Origin of the sequence: Pseudarthrobacter enclensis, assembly GCF_001457025.1 — a bacterium.
GTDB lineage: Bacteria > Actinomycetota > Actinomycetes > Actinomycetales > Micrococcaceae > Arthrobacter > Arthrobacter enclensis.
In genome coordinates, this window is the sequence record NZ_KQ758599.1 from 838,878 (window position 1) to 855,486 (window position 16,609).

General features: G+C 67.8%; 16 protein-coding genes and 1 tRNA gene. 9 read left to right on the top strand and 8 right to left on the bottom strand.

The window, feature by feature from the left end; genetic code table 11:
* Nucleotides 1-12: 12 nt before the first annotated feature.
* From AS031_RS03795 to AS031_RS03805, 3 genes are read left to right on the top strand one after another with little or no spacing between them, the layout of a single operon-like run.
* Nucleotides 13-996, top strand: a complete 984-nt coding sequence (locus AS031_RS03795) for a metal ABC transporter solute-binding protein, Zn/Mn family (protein ID WP_058266761.1) — start codon at nt 13-15, stop codon at nt 994-996.
* A complete protein-coding gene (locus tag AS031_RS03800; protein WP_058266762.1) occupies nt 997-1,812 on the top strand; it encodes a metal ABC transporter ATP-binding protein in 816 nt (271 codons plus the stop codon).
* The gene (locus AS031_RS03805) at nt 1,812-2,687 is read left to right on the top strand and encodes a metal ABC transporter permease (protein ID WP_058266763.1); all 876 of its coding nucleotides are present in this window, start codon (nt 1,812-1,814) and stop codon (nt 2,685-2,687) included. The genes AS031_RS03800 and AS031_RS03805 overlap by 1 nt, the downstream gene beginning before the upstream one ends.
* A gap of 17 nt (nt 2,688-2,704) precedes the next feature.
* Here AS031_RS03805 and AS031_RS03810 read toward each other — a convergent pair whose 3' ends face one another.
* The gene (locus AS031_RS03810; protein ID WP_058266764.1) at nt 2,705-3,169 is read right to left on the bottom strand and encodes a Fur family transcriptional regulator; all 465 of its coding nucleotides are present in this window, start codon (nt 3,167-3,169) and stop codon (nt 2,705-2,707) included.
* 95 nt (nt 3,170-3,264) lie between these two features.
* Between AS031_RS03810 and AS031_RS03815 the strand changes: the two genes are divergently transcribed.
* Nucleotides 3,265-3,921, top strand: coding sequence for an MBL fold metallo-hydrolase (locus tag AS031_RS03815; protein ID WP_058266765.1), 657 nt, complete (start codon nt 3,265-3,267; stop codon nt 3,919-3,921).
* Here the strand turns inward: AS031_RS03815 and AS031_RS03820 are convergent.
* A complete protein-coding gene (locus tag AS031_RS03820) occupies nt 3,918-5,054 on the bottom strand; it encodes a PLP-dependent cysteine synthase family protein (RefSeq protein ID WP_306589360.1) in 1,137 nt (378 codons plus the stop codon). The genes AS031_RS03815 and AS031_RS03820 overlap by 4 nt on opposite strands.
* A 73-nt stretch (nt 5,055-5,127) precedes the next feature.
* Here AS031_RS03820 and AS031_RS03825 point away from each other — a divergent pair, with 73 nt between their 5' ends.
* The 3 genes from AS031_RS03825 to AS031_RS03835 are packed head-to-tail and all read left to right on the top strand — an operon-like array spanning nt 5,128 to nt 7,597.
* A complete protein-coding gene (locus tag AS031_RS03825; RefSeq protein ID WP_058266766.1) occupies nt 5,128-6,024 on the top strand; it encodes a sulfurtransferase in 897 nt (298 codons plus the stop codon).
* Entirely contained in the window at nt 6,021-7,172 is a 1,152-nt protein-coding gene (locus tag AS031_RS03830; protein WP_058266767.1) for an NAD(P)-dependent alcohol dehydrogenase, read from the top strand. Before AS031_RS03825 ends, AS031_RS03830 begins: the two co-directional genes overlap by 4 nt.
* Entirely contained in the window at nt 7,169-7,597 is a 429-nt protein-coding gene (locus AS031_RS03835; protein WP_058266768.1) for an HIT family protein, read from the top strand. The genes AS031_RS03830 and AS031_RS03835 overlap by 4 nt, the downstream gene beginning before the upstream one ends.
* A 32-nt stretch (nt 7,598-7,629) precedes the next feature.
* Here AS031_RS03835 and AS031_RS03840 read toward each other — a convergent pair whose 3' ends face one another.
* The 3 genes from AS031_RS03840 to AS031_RS20000 form a co-directional block, all read right to left on the bottom strand.
* Nucleotides 7,630-8,613, bottom strand: a complete 984-nt coding sequence (locus AS031_RS03840) for a beta-ketoacyl-ACP synthase III (protein ID WP_058266769.1) — start codon at nt 8,611-8,613, stop codon at nt 7,630-7,632.
* A 27-nt stretch (nt 8,614-8,640) separates the two neighbouring features.
* On the bottom strand, nt 8,641-12,609 hold the full coding sequence (gene hrpA, locus AS031_RS03845) for an ATP-dependent RNA helicase HrpA (protein ID WP_058266770.1): 3,969 nt from the start codon (nt 12,607-12,609) through the stop codon (nt 8,641-8,643).
* 65 nt (nt 12,610-12,674) lie between these two features.
* Complete coding sequence (locus AS031_RS20000) at nt 12,675-12,842, bottom strand: hypothetical protein (RefSeq protein ID WP_169793857.1); 168 nt, start codon at nt 12,840-12,842, stop codon at nt 12,675-12,677.
* Nucleotides 12,843-12,923: 81 nt separating this feature from the next.
* On the opposite strand from AS031_RS20000, the gene AS031_RS03850 reads away from it, so the two are divergent.
* Complete coding sequence (locus tag AS031_RS03850; RefSeq protein ID WP_058266771.1) at nt 12,924-13,892, top strand: GlxA family transcriptional regulator; 969 nt, start codon at nt 12,924-12,926, stop codon at nt 13,890-13,892.
* A gap of 11 nt (nt 13,893-13,903) precedes the next feature.
* Here AS031_RS03850 and AS031_RS03855 read toward each other — a convergent pair whose 3' ends face one another.
* Complete coding sequence (locus AS031_RS03855; RefSeq protein WP_058266772.1) at nt 13,904-14,236, bottom strand: protealysin inhibitor emfourin; 333 nt, start codon at nt 14,234-14,236, stop codon at nt 13,904-13,906.
* A 61-nt stretch (nt 14,237-14,297) separates the two neighbouring features.
* The gene (locus tag AS031_RS03860; RefSeq protein WP_058266773.1) at nt 14,298-15,350 is read right to left on the bottom strand and encodes a M4 family metallopeptidase; all 1,053 of its coding nucleotides are present in this window, start codon (nt 15,348-15,350) and stop codon (nt 14,298-14,300) included.
* Nucleotides 15,351-15,463: 113 nt separating this feature from the next.
* Between AS031_RS03860 and AS031_RS03865 the strand changes: the two genes are divergently transcribed.
* On the top strand, nt 15,464-16,414 hold the full coding sequence (locus AS031_RS03865; RefSeq protein WP_058266774.1) for a cation diffusion facilitator family transporter: 951 nt from the start codon (nt 15,464-15,466) through the stop codon (nt 16,412-16,414).
* 69 nt (nt 16,415-16,483) lie between these two features.
* Here AS031_RS03865 and AS031_RS03870 read toward each other — a convergent pair.
* A tRNA-Arg gene (locus tag AS031_RS03870) sits at nt 16,484-16,556 on the bottom strand.
* Nucleotides 16,557-16,609: the final 53 nt, after the last annotated feature.

The window sequence follows — 16,609 nt, forward strand, 5'->3', positions numbered from 1 at the left end:
CCGAGGTCACCCGTGCGCCGATCCGCCGTCCGTTCCACCCTGGCCGCAGCAGCAGGCCTGGGCCTGCTGCTCACCGGCTGCAGCGCCCAGCAGCAGGATGCCTCGCCCGGCGGTTCCGACGGCATCGCCGTGGTGGCCGCCACGAACGTCTACGGCGATATAGCCGCTGCCATCGGAGGGGACAAGGTCAGCGTCACGTCGATCATCACCAAAACCAGCCAGGACCCGCACTCTTACGAAGCCAACGCCCAGGACCGCCTGGCGGTCTCCAAGGCAGACCTGGTCATCACCAACGGCGGCGGCTACGACGAGTTCATGCACACGCTGGTGGACGGCAGCAAGCTGGACTCCGGCAAGGTCATTGACGCCGTCGAGGTCTCAGGCCTGGCCCACCCGGAGGATGGGGCGACCGAATCCGCCGCCGGCGGGGCGGAGCACGGTGAAGCAGACCATGCCCACGACCATGGGGCCTTCAACGAACACGTCTGGTACAGCCTGCACGCCATGGAGAGCCTGGCGGACGAAGTGGAAGCGCGGCTGTCGGCTCTGGAGCCGGGCTCGGCCCCGACCTTCGAGGCCAACGCGGGCGCCTTCAAGTCATCCCTGGAAGGGCTGCACGGCAAGCTGGACACCCTCAAGGCGGGAGCGGACGGCACCCAGGTGGCCGTGACCGAGCCGGTGCCCCTCTACCTGCTGGAGGACGCGGGACTGGTCAACGCGACTCCGGAGGAATACACCTCCGCCATCGAGGAGGGCTCGGACGTTCCGCCCGCCGTGCTCAAGGCTGCAACCGACCTCGTGGCGGGCAAGTCCGTCCGGCTCCTCGCCTACAACAGCCAGACCGAAGGCCCGCAAACCGAAGCCCTGAAGAAAGCGGCGGAATCCGCCGGGGTTCCCGTGGTGGACTTCAACGAAACCCTCCCGGACGGCAAGACGTACGTGCAATGGATGACGGACAATGTGGAGAACATCAGCAAAGTCCTGGAGAGTAAATAGGTGGAACCTGTCGTCAGCCTTGCCGGAGCGTCCCTGAGATTTGGCCAGCGGACGCTGTGGGAGGACCTGGACCTGGCGATCAGGCCCGGAGAGTTCTTCGCCGTCCTGGGGCCCAACGGCAGCGGGAAAACCAGTTTCCTGAAGGTGCTGCTGGGCCTGCAGGACCTGCACGCCGGCAGTGCCGCCCTGGCCGGCCGGCCCGTGGAGCGGGGCAGCCGGCTCATCGGATACGTACCCCAGCAGAAATCCTTCGCGCCGGACACTCCGATGCGCGCCCGGGACCTGGTGGGACTCGGCGTCGACGGCCACCGTTGGGGGCTGCGGCTCAACGCGGGGAGAATCAACCGCCGCATCGACGAACTGCTGGAGCTGGTGGGTGCTTCAGAGTACGCCAGGGTACCCGTGGGCCAGCTGTCCGGCGGCGAGCAGCAGCGGCTCCGCGTGGCGCAGGCACTGGCCTCCGATCCGCAGGTGCTGCTGTGCGACGAACCCTTGCTGTCCCTTGACCTGCACCATCAGCAGGCGGTCAGCGCGCTGATCAACAGCCAGTGCCGGGAGCGCAACAGTGCCGTGGTGTTCGTGACCCATGAGATCAACCCGATCATCGACTATGTGGACCGGGTCCTGTACCTGGCCGGAGGGCGGTTCCGGGTGGGAACGCCGGAGGAGGTCATGACCACCGAGGTGCTGTCCGACCTGTACGGCAGCCATGTGGAGGTTATCCGCGCCAACGGCAGGCTGGTGGTGGTGGGGCTCCCCGACGCCACAACCCACCATCACGCAGAACCACACGCGCTGGCGGGAGAGGTGGCCTGATGGACGCCGGAAGCATCCTCGGTGCGATCTTCAACTTCGAGAACTACGGCGAGCTGCTGGTCCTGGTGCAGAACTCCATCTGGGCCGGCGCCGTCCTGGGGCTGCTGGGCGGCCTGGTGGGAACCTTCGTGATGAAGCGGGACCTGGCCTTTGCCGTGCACGGAATCTCCGAGCTGTCCTTTGCCGGCGCCGCGTTCGCCCTGCTGATCGGCGCTGACATTGTGTTTGGCTCCCTGGCGGGGTCCGTGGCGGCGGCCCTTTTGCTGGGGCTGATGGGAGTGCGGGCCCGGGACAAGAACTCGATCATCGGCGTGATCATGCCGTTCGGCCTGGGCCTGGGCATCCTCTTCCTGTCCCTCTACGAGGGCCGTGCGGCCAACAAGTTCGGCCTGCTGACGGGGCAGATCGTCTCGGTGGACACCGTCCAGCTGCAGGTGCTTGCCGGAACCGCGGCAGTGGTGGTGGTGGCGTTGGTGGCCATCTGGCGCCCGCTTAATTTCGCCAGCGTCGATCCCGAGCTGGCGGAAGCCAGGGGGGTGCCGGTGCGGACACTGGCCATCGTGTTCATGGTCCTGCTGGGGGTCAGCGTTGCCTTGTCCATCCAGGTGGTGGGTGCGCTGCTGGTGCTGGCCCTGCTGATCACCCCGGCTGCGGCAGCGTTGCGGGTGACGTCCTCACCGGTTGCCGTGGTGCTGCTGAGCGTGGCGTTCGCCGTGACGGCAACCGTGGGCGGGATCCTGCTGGCGCTGGGCGGGCGGATCCCCATCAGCCCCTACGTGACCACGTTGTCATTCCTGATCTACGTGGTGTGCCGTGCGATCGGCTCCGTCCGGTCCCGCAAGGGGATCAACGGCAGGGTCCTTCAGGCCCGCTAGGGACCCGGCCCGGGGAACTACAGTTTCCCGGCAGCCCGCAACCCGGTGCAGTCCGGGCACAGGCCAAAGATTTCCACCGTGTGCGCCACCTCGGTAAAACCGTGTTCGGCGGCGGTGCGGGCGGCCCAGGTTTCGACGGCGGGCGCCTCCACTTCCACGGCTTTCCCGCAGTTGCGGCACAGCAGGTGGTGGTGGTGCCCGGTGACGGCGCAGCGGCGGTAGACGGCCTCGCCGTCGCCGTTGCGGAGCACGTCCACCAGACCTTCGTCCGCGAGCGACTGGAGGATGCGGTAGGCCGTGGCCAGGGACACGGACACGCCCTGGTTCTGCAGGATCCGGTAAAGCTCCTGGGTGCTGACGAAGTCGTCCAGTTCATCGAGTGCGGCGCTGACTGCGCGGCGCTGCTTGGTGACGCGCTGTTCCTTGCCGCCGCCCTGGCCTGGCGCGGGTGTGGTGGATTCAGCCTTGGCGCCGAGCGGCATGGATGAACTCGCTTCCGTGGGGATCATGGCAAAGACCAAGATTACCAGCCGGGGGTTCGTGGACACTGTTCCCGGGACCGCCCTAGGCTGGCGCTATGAAGCTGACGAAATACACCCACGCCTGTGTCCGGCTCGAGAAGGACAACCGGGTCCTGGTGATCGATCCGGGCAACTTTTCCGAAACGGAGGAGGCGCTGTCCGGGGCGGAGGCAGTCCTGGTCACCCACGAGCACGCCGACCACATCGACGTCGATGCGGTGGCAGGTGCACTGCGCAGCGACAGCGGGCCCGCCCTGTACGCCCCGGCCGGTGTGGCGGACCGGATGCGCTCAGAGGTGCCGGACGCAGGGGAGCGGATCCACGCCGTCGAGCCGGGGACGTCCTTCCAGGTTGCGGGCTTCGATGTGCGGAGCTTCGGCGGCCAGCATGCACTGATCCATCCGCAGATTCCCGTGGTGGCCAACATCGGCTACCTCCTGGACGAAAACCTGTACCACCCGGGCGACTCCTTCATCATTCCGGACGGCATCACGGTGCGGACACTCCTGGTGCCGCTGCACGCGCCCTGGAGCAAGTCCGCGGAGGTGGTGGACTTCGTGGTGGGGGTCCGGGCACCGAAGGCGTTCCAGATCCATGACGGCCTCCTCAACGACAACGGACTGAAGATCGTGGAGGGCCACGTCGCCAGGATCGGCGCCAGGTACGGCACCGAGTATGCCCACCTCGCCGCGGGCGAGTCCGTGGACATCTAGTTCCCGGTCCACCGGCCGGTGTCGAAGAAGTCGCGGATCAGGGCCTCCCACGGAGCAGGATCGATCTTTTGGGCGGCCAGCCACTCCGGATTGCCGTAGCTGCCCGCGTAACGTTCGCCGCCGTCGCACATCAGGGAGACCACGCTGCCCCGCCGCCCTTCGGCAATCATGCCCGCGACCAGCTGCCACACGCCCCACAGATTGGTGCCCGTGGAAGGGCCGGCGTGCAGGCCGGCCAGCGACGTCAGGTGCCGCATCGCGGCGACCGACGCCGCATCCGGCACCTGGACCATATGGTCAATGACGGACGGAACAAAGCTCGGCTCCAGCCGTGGACGCCCGATGCCCTCGATCCTGGACGGCAGTCCCGACGCCGGGCGGTCCAGGGCCTTCCCTTCCCTGTCCGCGAGCCAGCCGGGGTAGAACGCCGAGTTCTCGGGGTCCACCACCATCAGCCTGGTGGGGTGGCCGTGGTACCGGAGGTAGCGGCCGATGGTTGCGCTGGTGCCGCCGGTTCCGGCCCCCACCACGATCCAGTGCGGCACGGGGTGTTCCTCCATGGCCAGCTGGCCGAAGATCGATTCGGCGATGTTGTTGTTGCCGCGCCAGTCGGTGGCCCGCTCGGCGTAGGTGAACTGGTCCATGTAGTGGCCCTTGGTGGTGGCGGCCACTTCCTCGGCCACCGCATACACATCGCCGGCGTGGTCCACCAGCAGGCAGGAACCGCCGAACTGTTCGATCAGCGCGATCTTCTCCGGGCTGGTGCTGCGGGCCATGACGGCGATGAACGGCAGGCCGAGCAGCTGCGCAAAGTACGCCTCGGAAACGGCAGTGCTGCCGCTGGACGCCTCAACGATCGTGGTGCCGGCCCGGATCCACCCGTTGACCAGGCCGAAGAGGAACAGCGAACGTGCCAGCCGGTGCTTGAGGCTGCCGGAGCGGTGGGTCGACTCGTCCTTGAGGTAGAGCTGGACGCCCCAGTGCTCCGGGAGCGGCACCGAATACAGGTGCGTGTCCGCAGAGCGGTTGTTTTCCGCCGCAATCCTGCGCAAGGCCTCGTCCGCCCACTCCCGGTCCCGCCACCGGCGCCCGGACCAGTCCTCCTGCAATGTGCTGCTGTTGCCGTTTTCCACCGCACCAGCCTACCCGCGCACAAGTCATCTCCGGCCTAGAGTGGGAACACAGGCATCCCACCCAAGGAGAACAATGAATCCCCTCATGGACGTGTCCCGGCTCAGGAACCTCCTGGCGGACGGCCGGCGCACGGTGCTGCTCGACGTGCGGTGGGCGCTGGGTGATCCGCATGGCCGGGAGCACTACCTGGCAGGACACCTGCCCGGTGCCGTCTTCGTGGACCTGGCTGCGGAACTGGCGGCCCATGCCGAACCCCGCCGGGGGCGCCACCCGCTGCCCGCACCCGCCGACTTCCAGGCGGCGGCGCGGAGGTGGGGCATCAACGACGGCGACGTAGTGGTGGCCTATGACGACACCGGCAACATGGCGGCCGCCCGCGCCTGGTGGATGCTGCGGCATGCAGGGTTCCCGGAAGCGTACCTTCTCGACGGCGGCCTGGCCGCCTGGCGTGCAGCGGATCTTCCTGTCGAACAGGGAGCGGTGCAGCCCCGCCCGGGCAACGTCACCCTCGCTGCGGGGGCCCTGGACGTGCTCGACGCCGCTGCTGCCGCCACCTGGGCGGACGGCGGGCTGCTGCTCGATGCCAGGGCAGGGGAGCGGTACCGCGGCGAGGTGGAACCCGTTGATCCGCGGGCCGGACATATCCCGGGGGCCGTCAGCGCCCCTACCGCCGAAAACCTGGACAGCAGCGGCCGGTTCCTGCCGGCGTCGGAACTGCGGGCCAGGTTCCGGGACCTCGGCGTGCGGGAGGGAATACCGGTGGCGGTGTACTGCGGGTCCGGTGTGACGGCCGCCCACCAGGTCGCTGCGCTCGCGGCGGCCGGTTACGAGGCAGCCCTGTATCCCGGCTCGTTTTCCGAATGGTCCAATCATCCGGACCTGCCGGTGGCGACGGGCCCGGAACCGGGCAGGCCCGCCCCCGTGCCGGGTGGAAACGCGCCCGGGGGCGAAGGTACCGTCGCACTATGACACCAGGACGCCCCGTACCACCGCCGCTCGCCCATCCTGTCCAGCCTGCAGAGGTAACGAACGGCGCCACCGCCCGCAACGCGGCCGCCCGCGGTGCCGTCTCGCCCGTCAGCGGCCTGGTCCCGCTGACCGTTGCCCGCCGCGCTCCCGCGCCGGACGACGTCGACATCGCCATCGACTACTGCGGCCTCTGCCACTCCGATGTCCATGCAGCGAGGGGTGAGTGGGGCGGCCAGTCCTACCCGCTCGTCCCCGGCCACGAGATTGTGGGGAGGGTCAGCCGGGTGGGTTCTGCTGTCACGGACCTCTCGCCCGGGGACCGCGTCGGCGTCGGCTGCATCGTGGACTCGTGCCGCGAGTGCGAAGGCTGCCTGGACGGCCTGGAGCAGTACTGCGAAAAGGGAATGACCGGCACGTACGGCGCCAAGGACCGGCGCCACGGCGATTCCATCACCCAGGGCGGCTACGCGTCATCGATCGTGGTGGACCGCAGGTACGTCCTCCGGGTCCCTGAGGCCCTTGACCCCGCCGCCGCTGCGCCGCTGCTCTGCGCCGGGATCACCACCTTCTCGCCGCTGCGGCACTTCGGCGTCGAGGAAGGTGACGTGGTGGGTGTGGTGGGCCTGGGCGGACTCGGCCACATGGCCGTCAAACTGGCCAAGGCCATGGGCGCCACGGTGGTGGTCTTCACGACGTCGGAGTCCAAAGTGGACGCTGCCAGGGAGCTGGGCGCGGACAAGGTGGTGCTGTCCCGGGACGCCGACGCGATGGCGGCGGCCAACCGCACTATCGACGTCATCATCGACACTGTGGCGGCTCCGCACGACCTGAACGCGCTGCTGCGCACCCTGCGGGTGGACGGCGCGCTGTTCCAGCTCGGCCTGCCGTCGGAGGACATGCCCCCGGTCGATCCCCGCGCCCTCATCCGCCGGCGCGTTGCCTACGCGGGCTCGCTGATCGGGGGGATCGCGGAGACCCAGGAAATGCTGGAGTTCTGCGCCGGTCACGGCGTGGCGGCGGACATCGAAGTGGTGGCCGCCGACCAGTTGGACGAGGCCTACGACCGGATGGTCGCCGGCGACATCAAATACCGTTTCGTGCTGGACACCAGCACCCTGCAGGCAGCCGCCAAGGAGGCAGACGCATGAGCACCCTCTTCACAAAAATCCTGAACGGCGAGATTCCCGGCCGCTTCGTCTGGCGCGAGGAAGACGTCTCGGCCTTCCTGACCACCGGGCCGCTGGCGGACGGCCACACCCTGGTGGTCCCCACCGAGGAGGTGGACCGGTGGACCGACGCGTCACCGGAGACGCTGGCGCGGGTCATGGAGGTGGCCCGCCGGATCGGCGCAGTCCAGGTTGACCTTTTTGGGGCGCGGCGGGCCGGCCTGATCGTTGCCGGGTATGAAATCAACCACCTCCACGTCCACGTGTGGCCGTCCCAAAGCATGGCTGACTTCGACTTCGGCTCGGCGGACCAGAACCCGGATCCGGAGGTCCTTGACGCCAACGCCGACAAGCTGCGCGCAGGGCTGCGGGCGGCCGGCTACGGGGAATTCGTCCCCGCCGGCTAGGCCGGCAACCCTGCGGCGCAGGTGCCCGGGGGTCAGGCCCGGCGCGGCGTCATCGCCACCATGCCGGCGTAGGTGAAGCCTCCGCCGAAGCCGAACAGCAGTGCCGGGACATCCGCCGGGATCCGCCCGGAGTGCCACCATTTGCTCAGGCCCAGCGGAACACTCGCCGCGGATGTGTTGCCCGACTCCGTGACATCCGTGATGACCACCCTGTCCGTCATGCCCAGGGCATCGGCCAGCGGTTCGATGATGCGCAGGTTGGCCTGGTGTGCGGCCAGGACCTGGATGTCGTCCAGCTGCAGGCCGGCCCGGGCCACGGTTTCGCGCGCACGCTCCGGTGCCCGGGTGAGTGCCCAGCGCAGCACCTCGCGGCCGTTCTGGGAGAACCGCCCGGACGGCGGCGAAATTTTCACGGCGTCGGCCATGCCGGTTTCCGAGCCCCAGACCACCGGCCCGATCCGCGGAGTGTCGGAGGGACGGACGACGGCGGCGCCTGCGCCGTCAGCGGTCAGCACCGCCGTCGCGCGGTCCGTCCAGTCGGTCACGGCGGAGAGCGTCTCGGCGCCGACGACGATCGCGTGCGAGGCGCTGCCGCAGCGGATGGCCTGGTCGGCCACGCCGAGGGCGTATTCGAACCCCGAGCACGCGGTGTTGACGTCCATGATGGCCGGGCCGCGGCCGCCGCGGCCCAGCCCCAGGGCATCGGCCACGCGGCCGGCTGTGTTGGGTGAGCGTTCGGCTGCCGTGGTGGTGGCCACCACCACAAGGTCGATATCCGTGGCCGGCACGCCGGAATCGGCCAGCGCCATCCGGGCGGCCGGGATGGCGAGGTCCACCACCGTTTCGTCCTCGGCGGCGATGCGGCGGGTGATGATGCCGGTGCGCTGCCGGATCCATTCGTCGCTGGTGTCCATCATGCCTTCGAGCTCATGGTTGTCCATGATGCGCAGCGGCTGTGCGTGGCCCAGGCCGGCAATCTCGGTGCCGGCCGGCCCGTGGGCAAGCGAAATCTCCATAAGTGTTCCTCTCGGGGGGTGTTTCCGCTACGCGGGGGCGAGCGCTTTGTTGAGGACGGTGCGGACCCGTTTCTCCGAGACGGAGTAGGCGGTTCCCAGCTCGACGGCGAAGAGGCTCACCCGGAGTTCCTCGATCATCCAGCGCACCTGGGTTAATTCCTGTCCGGGCTTCCGGCCGGCTGACAGTGCCGCAACGGCGTCGTCGTAATCATCCTCGAGGCGCTGGACCACTGCCATGTTCAGCGCATCCCGCTGCACGTTGCCGGGCAGGCGTTCCAGCCGTTTTTCCACTGCCGCGAGGTACCGGGGCAGCTGGCTGAGCTGTGCGTAGCCCGTGCGTGCCACAAAACCGGGGTAGACGAGCTGCTCGAGCTGGCTTTTGATGTCGTTCAGGGCGCTGATCAGGGCCAGGCTGGTGGAGCCTTTCAGCTGCTTTTCGATCCGGCGCGTTGCCGAGAGGATTTTCTCCACTACGGCGGTGACGCTGAAGACGGTGTCGATCAGTTCCGAGCGGACCACTTCGTAGAGGGCGTCGAAGGATTGCCGGTCCCACGGAAGCTCCACGGGCGTCAGCTTGTCGATGGCAGCCAGGGCGCAGTCTGCGATGAGGGCGGACACCGACCCGTGCGGATTCTGGCTGAACGTGAGCTTCTCGGTGTTGCTCAGGTGCTCCAGGACATAGCGGTCGGGGGAGGGCACGCGCAGGGCCAGCAGCCTGATCACGCCGCCGCGCATCGCCTCCAGCTGTTCCCCGGACGTCTGGAACACACGCAAGGCAACAGAGGTCCCCTCATCCACCAGTGCCGGGTAACCGGTGACGGTGTGGCCCTTGACGATGCTGCTGACGTGGCGCCCGATGGTCCCGACGTTCCATTCGGTCAGGCCGTCGCGCTCCACGAAGCCGGCCGCCGCGCCCCCTTTCGGCACCTGGCCGGACGTTGCCGCGGCGGAGGCGCCGGCGTCGTTCCTGGCACCCGTGCCGCGGGAACCCTTTCCGGGGCGCTTCTGTGCGGGGCCCGCCGTTGCAGGGGTTGCGCCCAGCGACTCGGCGATGGCCCTCCTGGTGGCCGGAGCCAGGGTTTCCTGCAGGGCGGCCAGGTCCTTGCCCTCGCCCAGGACCTTCCCTGCGCTGTCCACCACCTTGAAGCTCACCCGCAGGTGCGCGGGCACCGCATCCCAGTTCCAGGATCCCGGCGGCACTATGGCTCCCTTGAGCCGGCGCAGGGCCAGTTCCAGCGACGGTTCGAGATCGTCCGCTGCGGGATCGAAATCGGCCTCCAGCAAAGCGACGGCCTGGCGTGCAACGTCCGGAGCGGGGACGAAATTCTTGCGCACCTGCTTTGGCAGCGACCTGATCAGGGCGGTCACCAGCTCAACGCGCTGCCCCGGGATGAGCCAGCGGAACGGGGCATCGTCCAACTGGTTGAGGAACAGGACCGGCACCTCGGCCGTCACGCCGTCCGACGGGTCCGGCGGGGAACCCGGGGCCACAGGATGGAACTCGTAGCTCAGCGGAAGTTCGAAGCCCTTGTGCAGCCAGGTCCTGGGGAAGGCTGCCTCGTCGAGGCCCTCCGCGTCGTCGCTGAGCAGGAGGGATTTGTCAAAGTCCAGCAGGTCCGGGTTCTCCCTGCGGGCATCCTTCCACCATTTGTCGAAGTGCCGCTCGGACACGACGTCCGGACCAACCCGGGCGTCGTAGAAGCTGAACAGCGTCTCATCGTCCACCAGCAGGTCCCGGCGCCGCATCCGGGCTTCGAGCTCCTCCACCTCGTTCAGGAGTGCCCGGTTGCGGTGGAAGAACTTGTGGTGCGTCCGCCAGTCGCCCTCCACCAGCGCGTGGCGGATGAACAGCTCCCTGGCCGCCACCGGGTCAACCTTGGCGTAGTTGACGCGCCGCTGGGCAATGATCGGCACGCCGTAGAGCGTCACCTTTTCGTAGGCCATGACGGCGCCCTGGCGCGTTGACCAGTGCGGCTCGCTGTAGTTGCGCTTCACCAGGTGGGGTGCCACCTGCTCCGCCCACACGGGATCGAACTTTGCCGCCACCCTGGCCCACAGCCTGCTGGTTTCCACCAGCTCCGCGGCCATCACGAACGTTGGGGACTTCCTGAACAGTGCGGACCCCGGGAAGATGGCAAAGCGGCTGCCGCGGGCCCCCGCGTACTCCCGCCTGCGTTCGTCCAGGATGCCAATGTGGCTCAGGAGCCCGGACAGCAGGCTGATGTGGACGCCGTCGTGGTTTCCCACCGGGTCGGCGAGGCGGTTGTTGTCCAGCGTGATGCCCAGGGGACGGGCCAGCTGGCGGAGCTGGGTGAAGAGATCCTGCCATTCCCGTACCCGGAGGTAGTTGATGAACTCGGCCCGGCACAGGCGCCGGAAGGCGGAGCTGGACAGTTCCTTCTGCTTCTCCTGCAGGTAGTTCCAGAGGTTCAGGTAGCCGGTGAAGTCGGAGTTCTCATCCTTGAACCGGTTGTGCTTTTCAGCTGCCAGCTGCTGCTTGTCCGTGGGGCGTTCGCGGGGATCCTGGATGGTCAGGGCAGCGGCCAGGACCATGACCTCCCGGACACAGTTGCGCTTTCCCGCCTCCACGATCATCCGGCCCAGGCGCGGGTCAACCGGGAGCTGGGCAAGTTTTTGCCCGACGGCGGTGAGGCCGCCGCCTCCGCCGTCGCGTTCTCCGTTGCCCGCCTTGGCAGCCGACAGGGCGCCGAGTTCGCGCAGGAGCGTGACGCCGTCGTTGATGGCCCGGGTCTCCGGCGGCTCCACGAAGGGGAAATTCTCCACGTCCTTGGGGCCCCGGGCCACGCCCATGGCGGTCATCTGCAGGATCACGGCGGCAAGGTTGGTCCGCAGGATCTCGGGGTCGGTGAACTGCGGACGCGACTCGAAATCCTCTTCCGAATAGAGCCGGATGGCGATGCCGTCCGAGACGCGGCCGCACCGCCCCGAGCGCTGGTTGGCGGAGGCCTGCGAGACCCGTTCGATGGGCAGCCGCTGGACCTTGGTGCGGTGCGAGTAGCGCGAGATGCGGGCTGTGCCGGTGTCAATCACGTACTTGATGCCGGGGACGGTCAATGATGTTTCGGCGACGTTGGTGGCAAGCACAATGCGCCGCTTGCCGCCCGGGTTGAAGACCTTGTGCTGCTCCTGCAGGCTGAGCCGTGCGAACAGCGGCAGCACTTCGGTGCCGGCCAGCCTGCGGTTGCCCTGGATGCGTGCCTGCAGGGCGTCGGCGGCGTCGCGGATCTCGCGCTCGCCGGAGAAGAACACCAGGATGTCCCCGGGCGCCTCGGCAGCAAGTTCGTCGACGGCGTCACAGACGGCGTCGAGGGGGTCGCGGTCCTCCTCAAGCTCGTCGTCGGATGCGTCTTCGTCCTCCGCGCGCGGCTGGGTCAGGGGGCGGTAGCGGATCTCCACCGGGAAGGTCCGGCCTGATACTTCGATGATCGGGGCCGGCTTTTCCGGTGTGCCGAAGTGGTTGGCAAACCGTTCGGGATCGATGGTGGCCGAGGTGATGATGACCTTGAGATCGGGCCGCTGCGGAAGGATCCGCTTCAGGTAGCCGAGGATGAAGTCGATGTTGAGGCTTCGCTCGTGGGCTTCATCGATGATGATTGCGTTGTACTTGCGGAGCAGCTTGTCCCGCTGGATCTCGGCCAGCAGGATGCCGTCCGTCATCAGCTTCACCTTGGTGGACTTGCCCACCTCGCCGGTGAACCGGACCTGGAAGCCTACTTCCTGGCCAATGTCCACGCCCAGTTCCTCGGCAATGCGTTCGGCCACCGTGCGGGCTGCCAGGCGCCGTGGCTGGGTGTGGCCGATCAGCCCGTTCTCCCCGAGCCCGAGTTCCAGGCACATTTTGGGGATCTGGGTGGTCTTTCCGGACCCGGTTTCACCGGCAATGATGGTCACCTGGTTGGCGGCGATGGCTGCCATCAGGTCCTCGCGGCGCTCGGAGACCGGCAGCTCGGCGGGATAGGAGATGTGAAAAGTCATGGCTGCAGACAGTCTACTGCGGCGGGGCCGGCACCCCCGGTTCAACTGCCTGCGGCGGCGGGTGGCTAGAAGATGCGCAGCGTGTAGCTGGTGCTGGGGAGGTCCAGTGCGGACCAGTCCTGGTGCGACGCAACCGGGGGCGTGTGCCCGCGGCCGTCACCCAGGAGCGCCGCAATGGTAGCGGCTGCGACGAGGAGGAGGACGATGACTAGGATGCTGGCGAAGATTTCCATGCCTCCATGCTGCTCTTGGATCTCTTCAGCAAACAGTGGCAGAAATGCCCAAAAAGCTATAATTTCTGCCATAATGGAGGCATGCTGAAAACGGTGGCAGTAATCGTGGTTCCGAACTTTTCCATGTTCGAATTCGGCACCGCGTGCGAGGTGTTCGGGATCGACCGCTCGGACCGGGGGAATGGCGTACCCGCCTTCGATTTCCGGGTGTGCACGCCGACCCCGGGGCAGGTGCCGCTGAAGTCGGGCTTGTCCATGAACGTTCCACTGGGCCTTGAGGCCACCGCGGATGCGGACCTGGTCATCATGGCTCCGTTCGGGCATGACCAGGAGGTGCCCGAGTCGGTCCTCGAGGCGCTTCGGGCCGCTGACGCCAGGGGAGCCTGGGTGATGTCCATCTGCTCCGGCGCCTTTGCGCTCGCCCGTGCCGGCCTGCTGGACGGCCGCCGATGCACCACCCACTGGCACTACTCGGGCCAGTTGGCCGCTTCCTGGCCGCTGGCCCGGGTTGACGAGAACGTCCTGTACGTACAGGACGGCAACATCATCTCCTCGGCCGGAACAGCGGCCGGCATCGATGCCTGCCTGCATCTGGTGCGGGTGGAGCTGGGCGCCCAGGTGGCGGCGGCGATCGCCCGGGACATGGTGGTTCCACCGCACCGGGACGGCGGCCAGGCGCAGTTCATCGACCGGCCCATGCCCACGTGTGGTTCCGCACCCATGGAGGCCCTGCTGCGGTGGATGGTCCAGAACCTGGACCGCGAGCACTCCGTCAACGACCTCGCGGCCCGGGTACACATGTCACCGCGCACGTTTGCCCGGAAGTTCCGGTCCGAAACCGGGGCTACACCTGCGGCGTGGCTGAACTCCCAGCGGGTGCTGCGGGCCCAGGAACTGCTGGAGTCCACGGACCTCAACATTGACGAGGTCGCCAGGGAATCCGGATTTGGGCATCCGGTCCTGTTGCGGCACCACTTCGCCAAGGTCCTGGACACCAGCCCGCAGTCCTACCGGCGCGCGTTCCGCGGGCAGCTGGCTGAGGCCGGCTGAAGGTCCGGAACCTATCCGCCGGTGCTGCCGGTGCCGTTGCCCGCCGGCCTTTCCTGTTCGGCGGCGGCCCGGGCGCTGTCCACCAGGACGCGCCACGGGCCGGTAACCGCCCGCTCGGGCAGGGCCGCGCGGCGCCCGCCGGCCCTGATGGAGTAGATGAAGCGGTCCGGCTGCGCATCCGCGAATTCCCTGGCCGCCGCCCCCGGAGTGCGGGGGACCGTGTCCCAGGGGCATGCTTCAACCAGCGGCTGCCACTGGTTCATGGCACTTTCGGACGTGGCCTCAACGGTCCACACCCTGGTGATCGCCGCGATCCCGCCTGTGCGCTCCACACTGATCTTCATGGCCTGGCCCCTGGGACATTCCCTGAGCCTGGCCGCCTGAAGACCGGCAGCCAGGCATCCGCTACAGCTTGACCTTCACAGTTTCCCACGCCCGGCGGACGGCGTCATGCTCCTTGGTGTCCGTCCCAAAGAGTTCCACGGCGGCTGCCGCGGTGGCGCGCGCGAACACGGTAAAGGTGGCCGTAGTGGACAACGAGCCGTTGGTCAGCGTCTCGTACCAGATACGGCCGGGGGCGTCCCAGGCGTTTCCGCCCAAAGCCTCCGCCACCAGGTAGAACGCCCGGTTGGGGATGCCCGAGTTGATGTGGACGCCCCCGTTGTCCGCACTGGTCCGGACGTAGGAATCCATGGAATCCGGCTGGGGGTCCTTGCCCAGCACGTCGTCGTCGTACGCCGTTCCCGGCGCCTTCATGGAGCGAAGGGCCTGCCCCTGCACCTCGGGAGTGAAAAGGCCTTCACCGATGAGCCAGCTGGCCTGGGCCGCGGACTGGTTCCCGACATACTGCTCCACGAGGGCGCCGAAGACGTCAGACATGGACTCGTTCAGCGCGCCGGCCTGGTTGCGGTAGGCCAGCCCTGCGGAGAACTGGGTGACGCCGTGGGCGAGTTCGTGGCCAATGACGCTCAGGGACGCTGTGAACCGTCCGAACACGGCGCCGTCGCCGTCGCCGAACACCATTTGCTTCCCGTCCCAGAAGGCGTTGTCATAGAGCCTGCCGAAGTGCACCGTGGCGTCCAGCGGCAGTCCCTGCCCGTCGATGGAGTCGCGGCCGAAGACGTCCGCGTAGAGCCGGTGCGTGTGGCCCAGGCCCTCGTAGGCCTCATCCGCGGCGGCGTCCCCCGTGGCAGCCCCGCCCTCTTTGCGGACGAGCTTTCCCGGCAGCGTTTCTGCACCCTGGGCGTCGTAGACAGTCCGGTTGGGCGGTCCGGGTTTGGCCGGACGGAGGGCAGGAGGAGTGTCCGGTTTGGCCTGCGTCCGGGAGGCGTGGACGGTTTTCACATGTCCCAGGGCCTCTTTGGCGGCGCGGGCCGCAGCTGAATACTGCGGTGCATCCTGCTTGGCGAGCCGTCGCAGCAGGTACGGCGGGATGATGGTGCAAAACGGAACGTTCATGGCAAGCCCCCTCAACTAGGTGCCTTCAGCGTACGAGGGGCCGCCGACAATCCGGCATAACCGGCCAGCCCCGCCGCGGCATCATTTCCGCAGGGTGTGGGTAGGGTACCTCCATGGCGGCGTCCGAAGAACGGGAAAACAGCGGTTCCACCCTGCTGACGGTCAGCATCGCCTTCGCGGCGAACGCGCTCGTGGCGGCGGCAAAATCCGTGGCCGCCTTCCTGACGGGGTCAGCCTCCATGACCGCTGAAGCCGCACACTCCTGGGCGGACACCGGCAATCAGGTGTTCCTGTTCCTGGCCGAGCGGCGGTCCCGCCGTCCCCGGGACCGGAGCCACCCGATGGGGTACGGGCGGGAAGCCTACGTCTGGTCGATGTTCGCCGCCGTTGGGCTTTTCACTGCCGGTGCCGTGGTGTCCATCATGCACGGCATCCAGGAAATCATCGCCCCGGAACCCGCCTCCGATTTCATCGTGGCCTACATTGTTCTGGCCGTCGCTTTCGTGCTGGAGGGAATCTCCTTCACCCAGGCCTTCCGGCAGACCCGCAGGGCCGCGCGGCAGCTGGAACGGCGCACCCTGGAACAGGTCCTGATCAGCTCAGATCCCACCCTGCGGGCGGTGTTCGCCGAGGATGCCGCCGCCCTTGCGGGGCTGGTGGTGGCTTTTGCCGGCGTGCTCCTGCACCAGCTCACCGGGTCACCGCTGCCCGATGCCGTGGGGTCCATCGTGGTGGGTGTGCTGCTGGCCGTCGTGGCGGTAGTGCTGATCGACCGGAACAGGCGCTTCCTGGTGGGCCAGGGAGTGACTCCCGATATCCGGGAGTCCGTGGGACGGAGGGTCCTGGAACACCGGGACATCGCCCGGCTCACCTACCTGCACCTGGAGTACGTGGGACCCCGGAAGCTCTACCTCGTGGCCGCGGTGGACCTGCAGGGGGACCACCCCGAACACGAAGTGGCCGTGGCACTGCGCCGGATCGAACGTGAACTTGAGGACCATGAGACCGTGGAGGAGGCCGTGCTGACGCTGGCAACCCCGGAGGAAAGCGCCCTGGTCTTCTGACCGCCGATGGTGTGCGCCGGGATCAGGCAAAAGAAAACCCCGCCGTGATCCACGGCGGGGTTCTTCCTGTGCCCTCGGTAGGATTCGAACCTACGGCCTTCTGCTCCGGAGGCAGACGCTCTATCCCCTGAGCTACGAGGGCAATCCGGATATCCTGCCGTTGCCGGCGGGACGTCCTAGAGCTTAGCAGGAAGG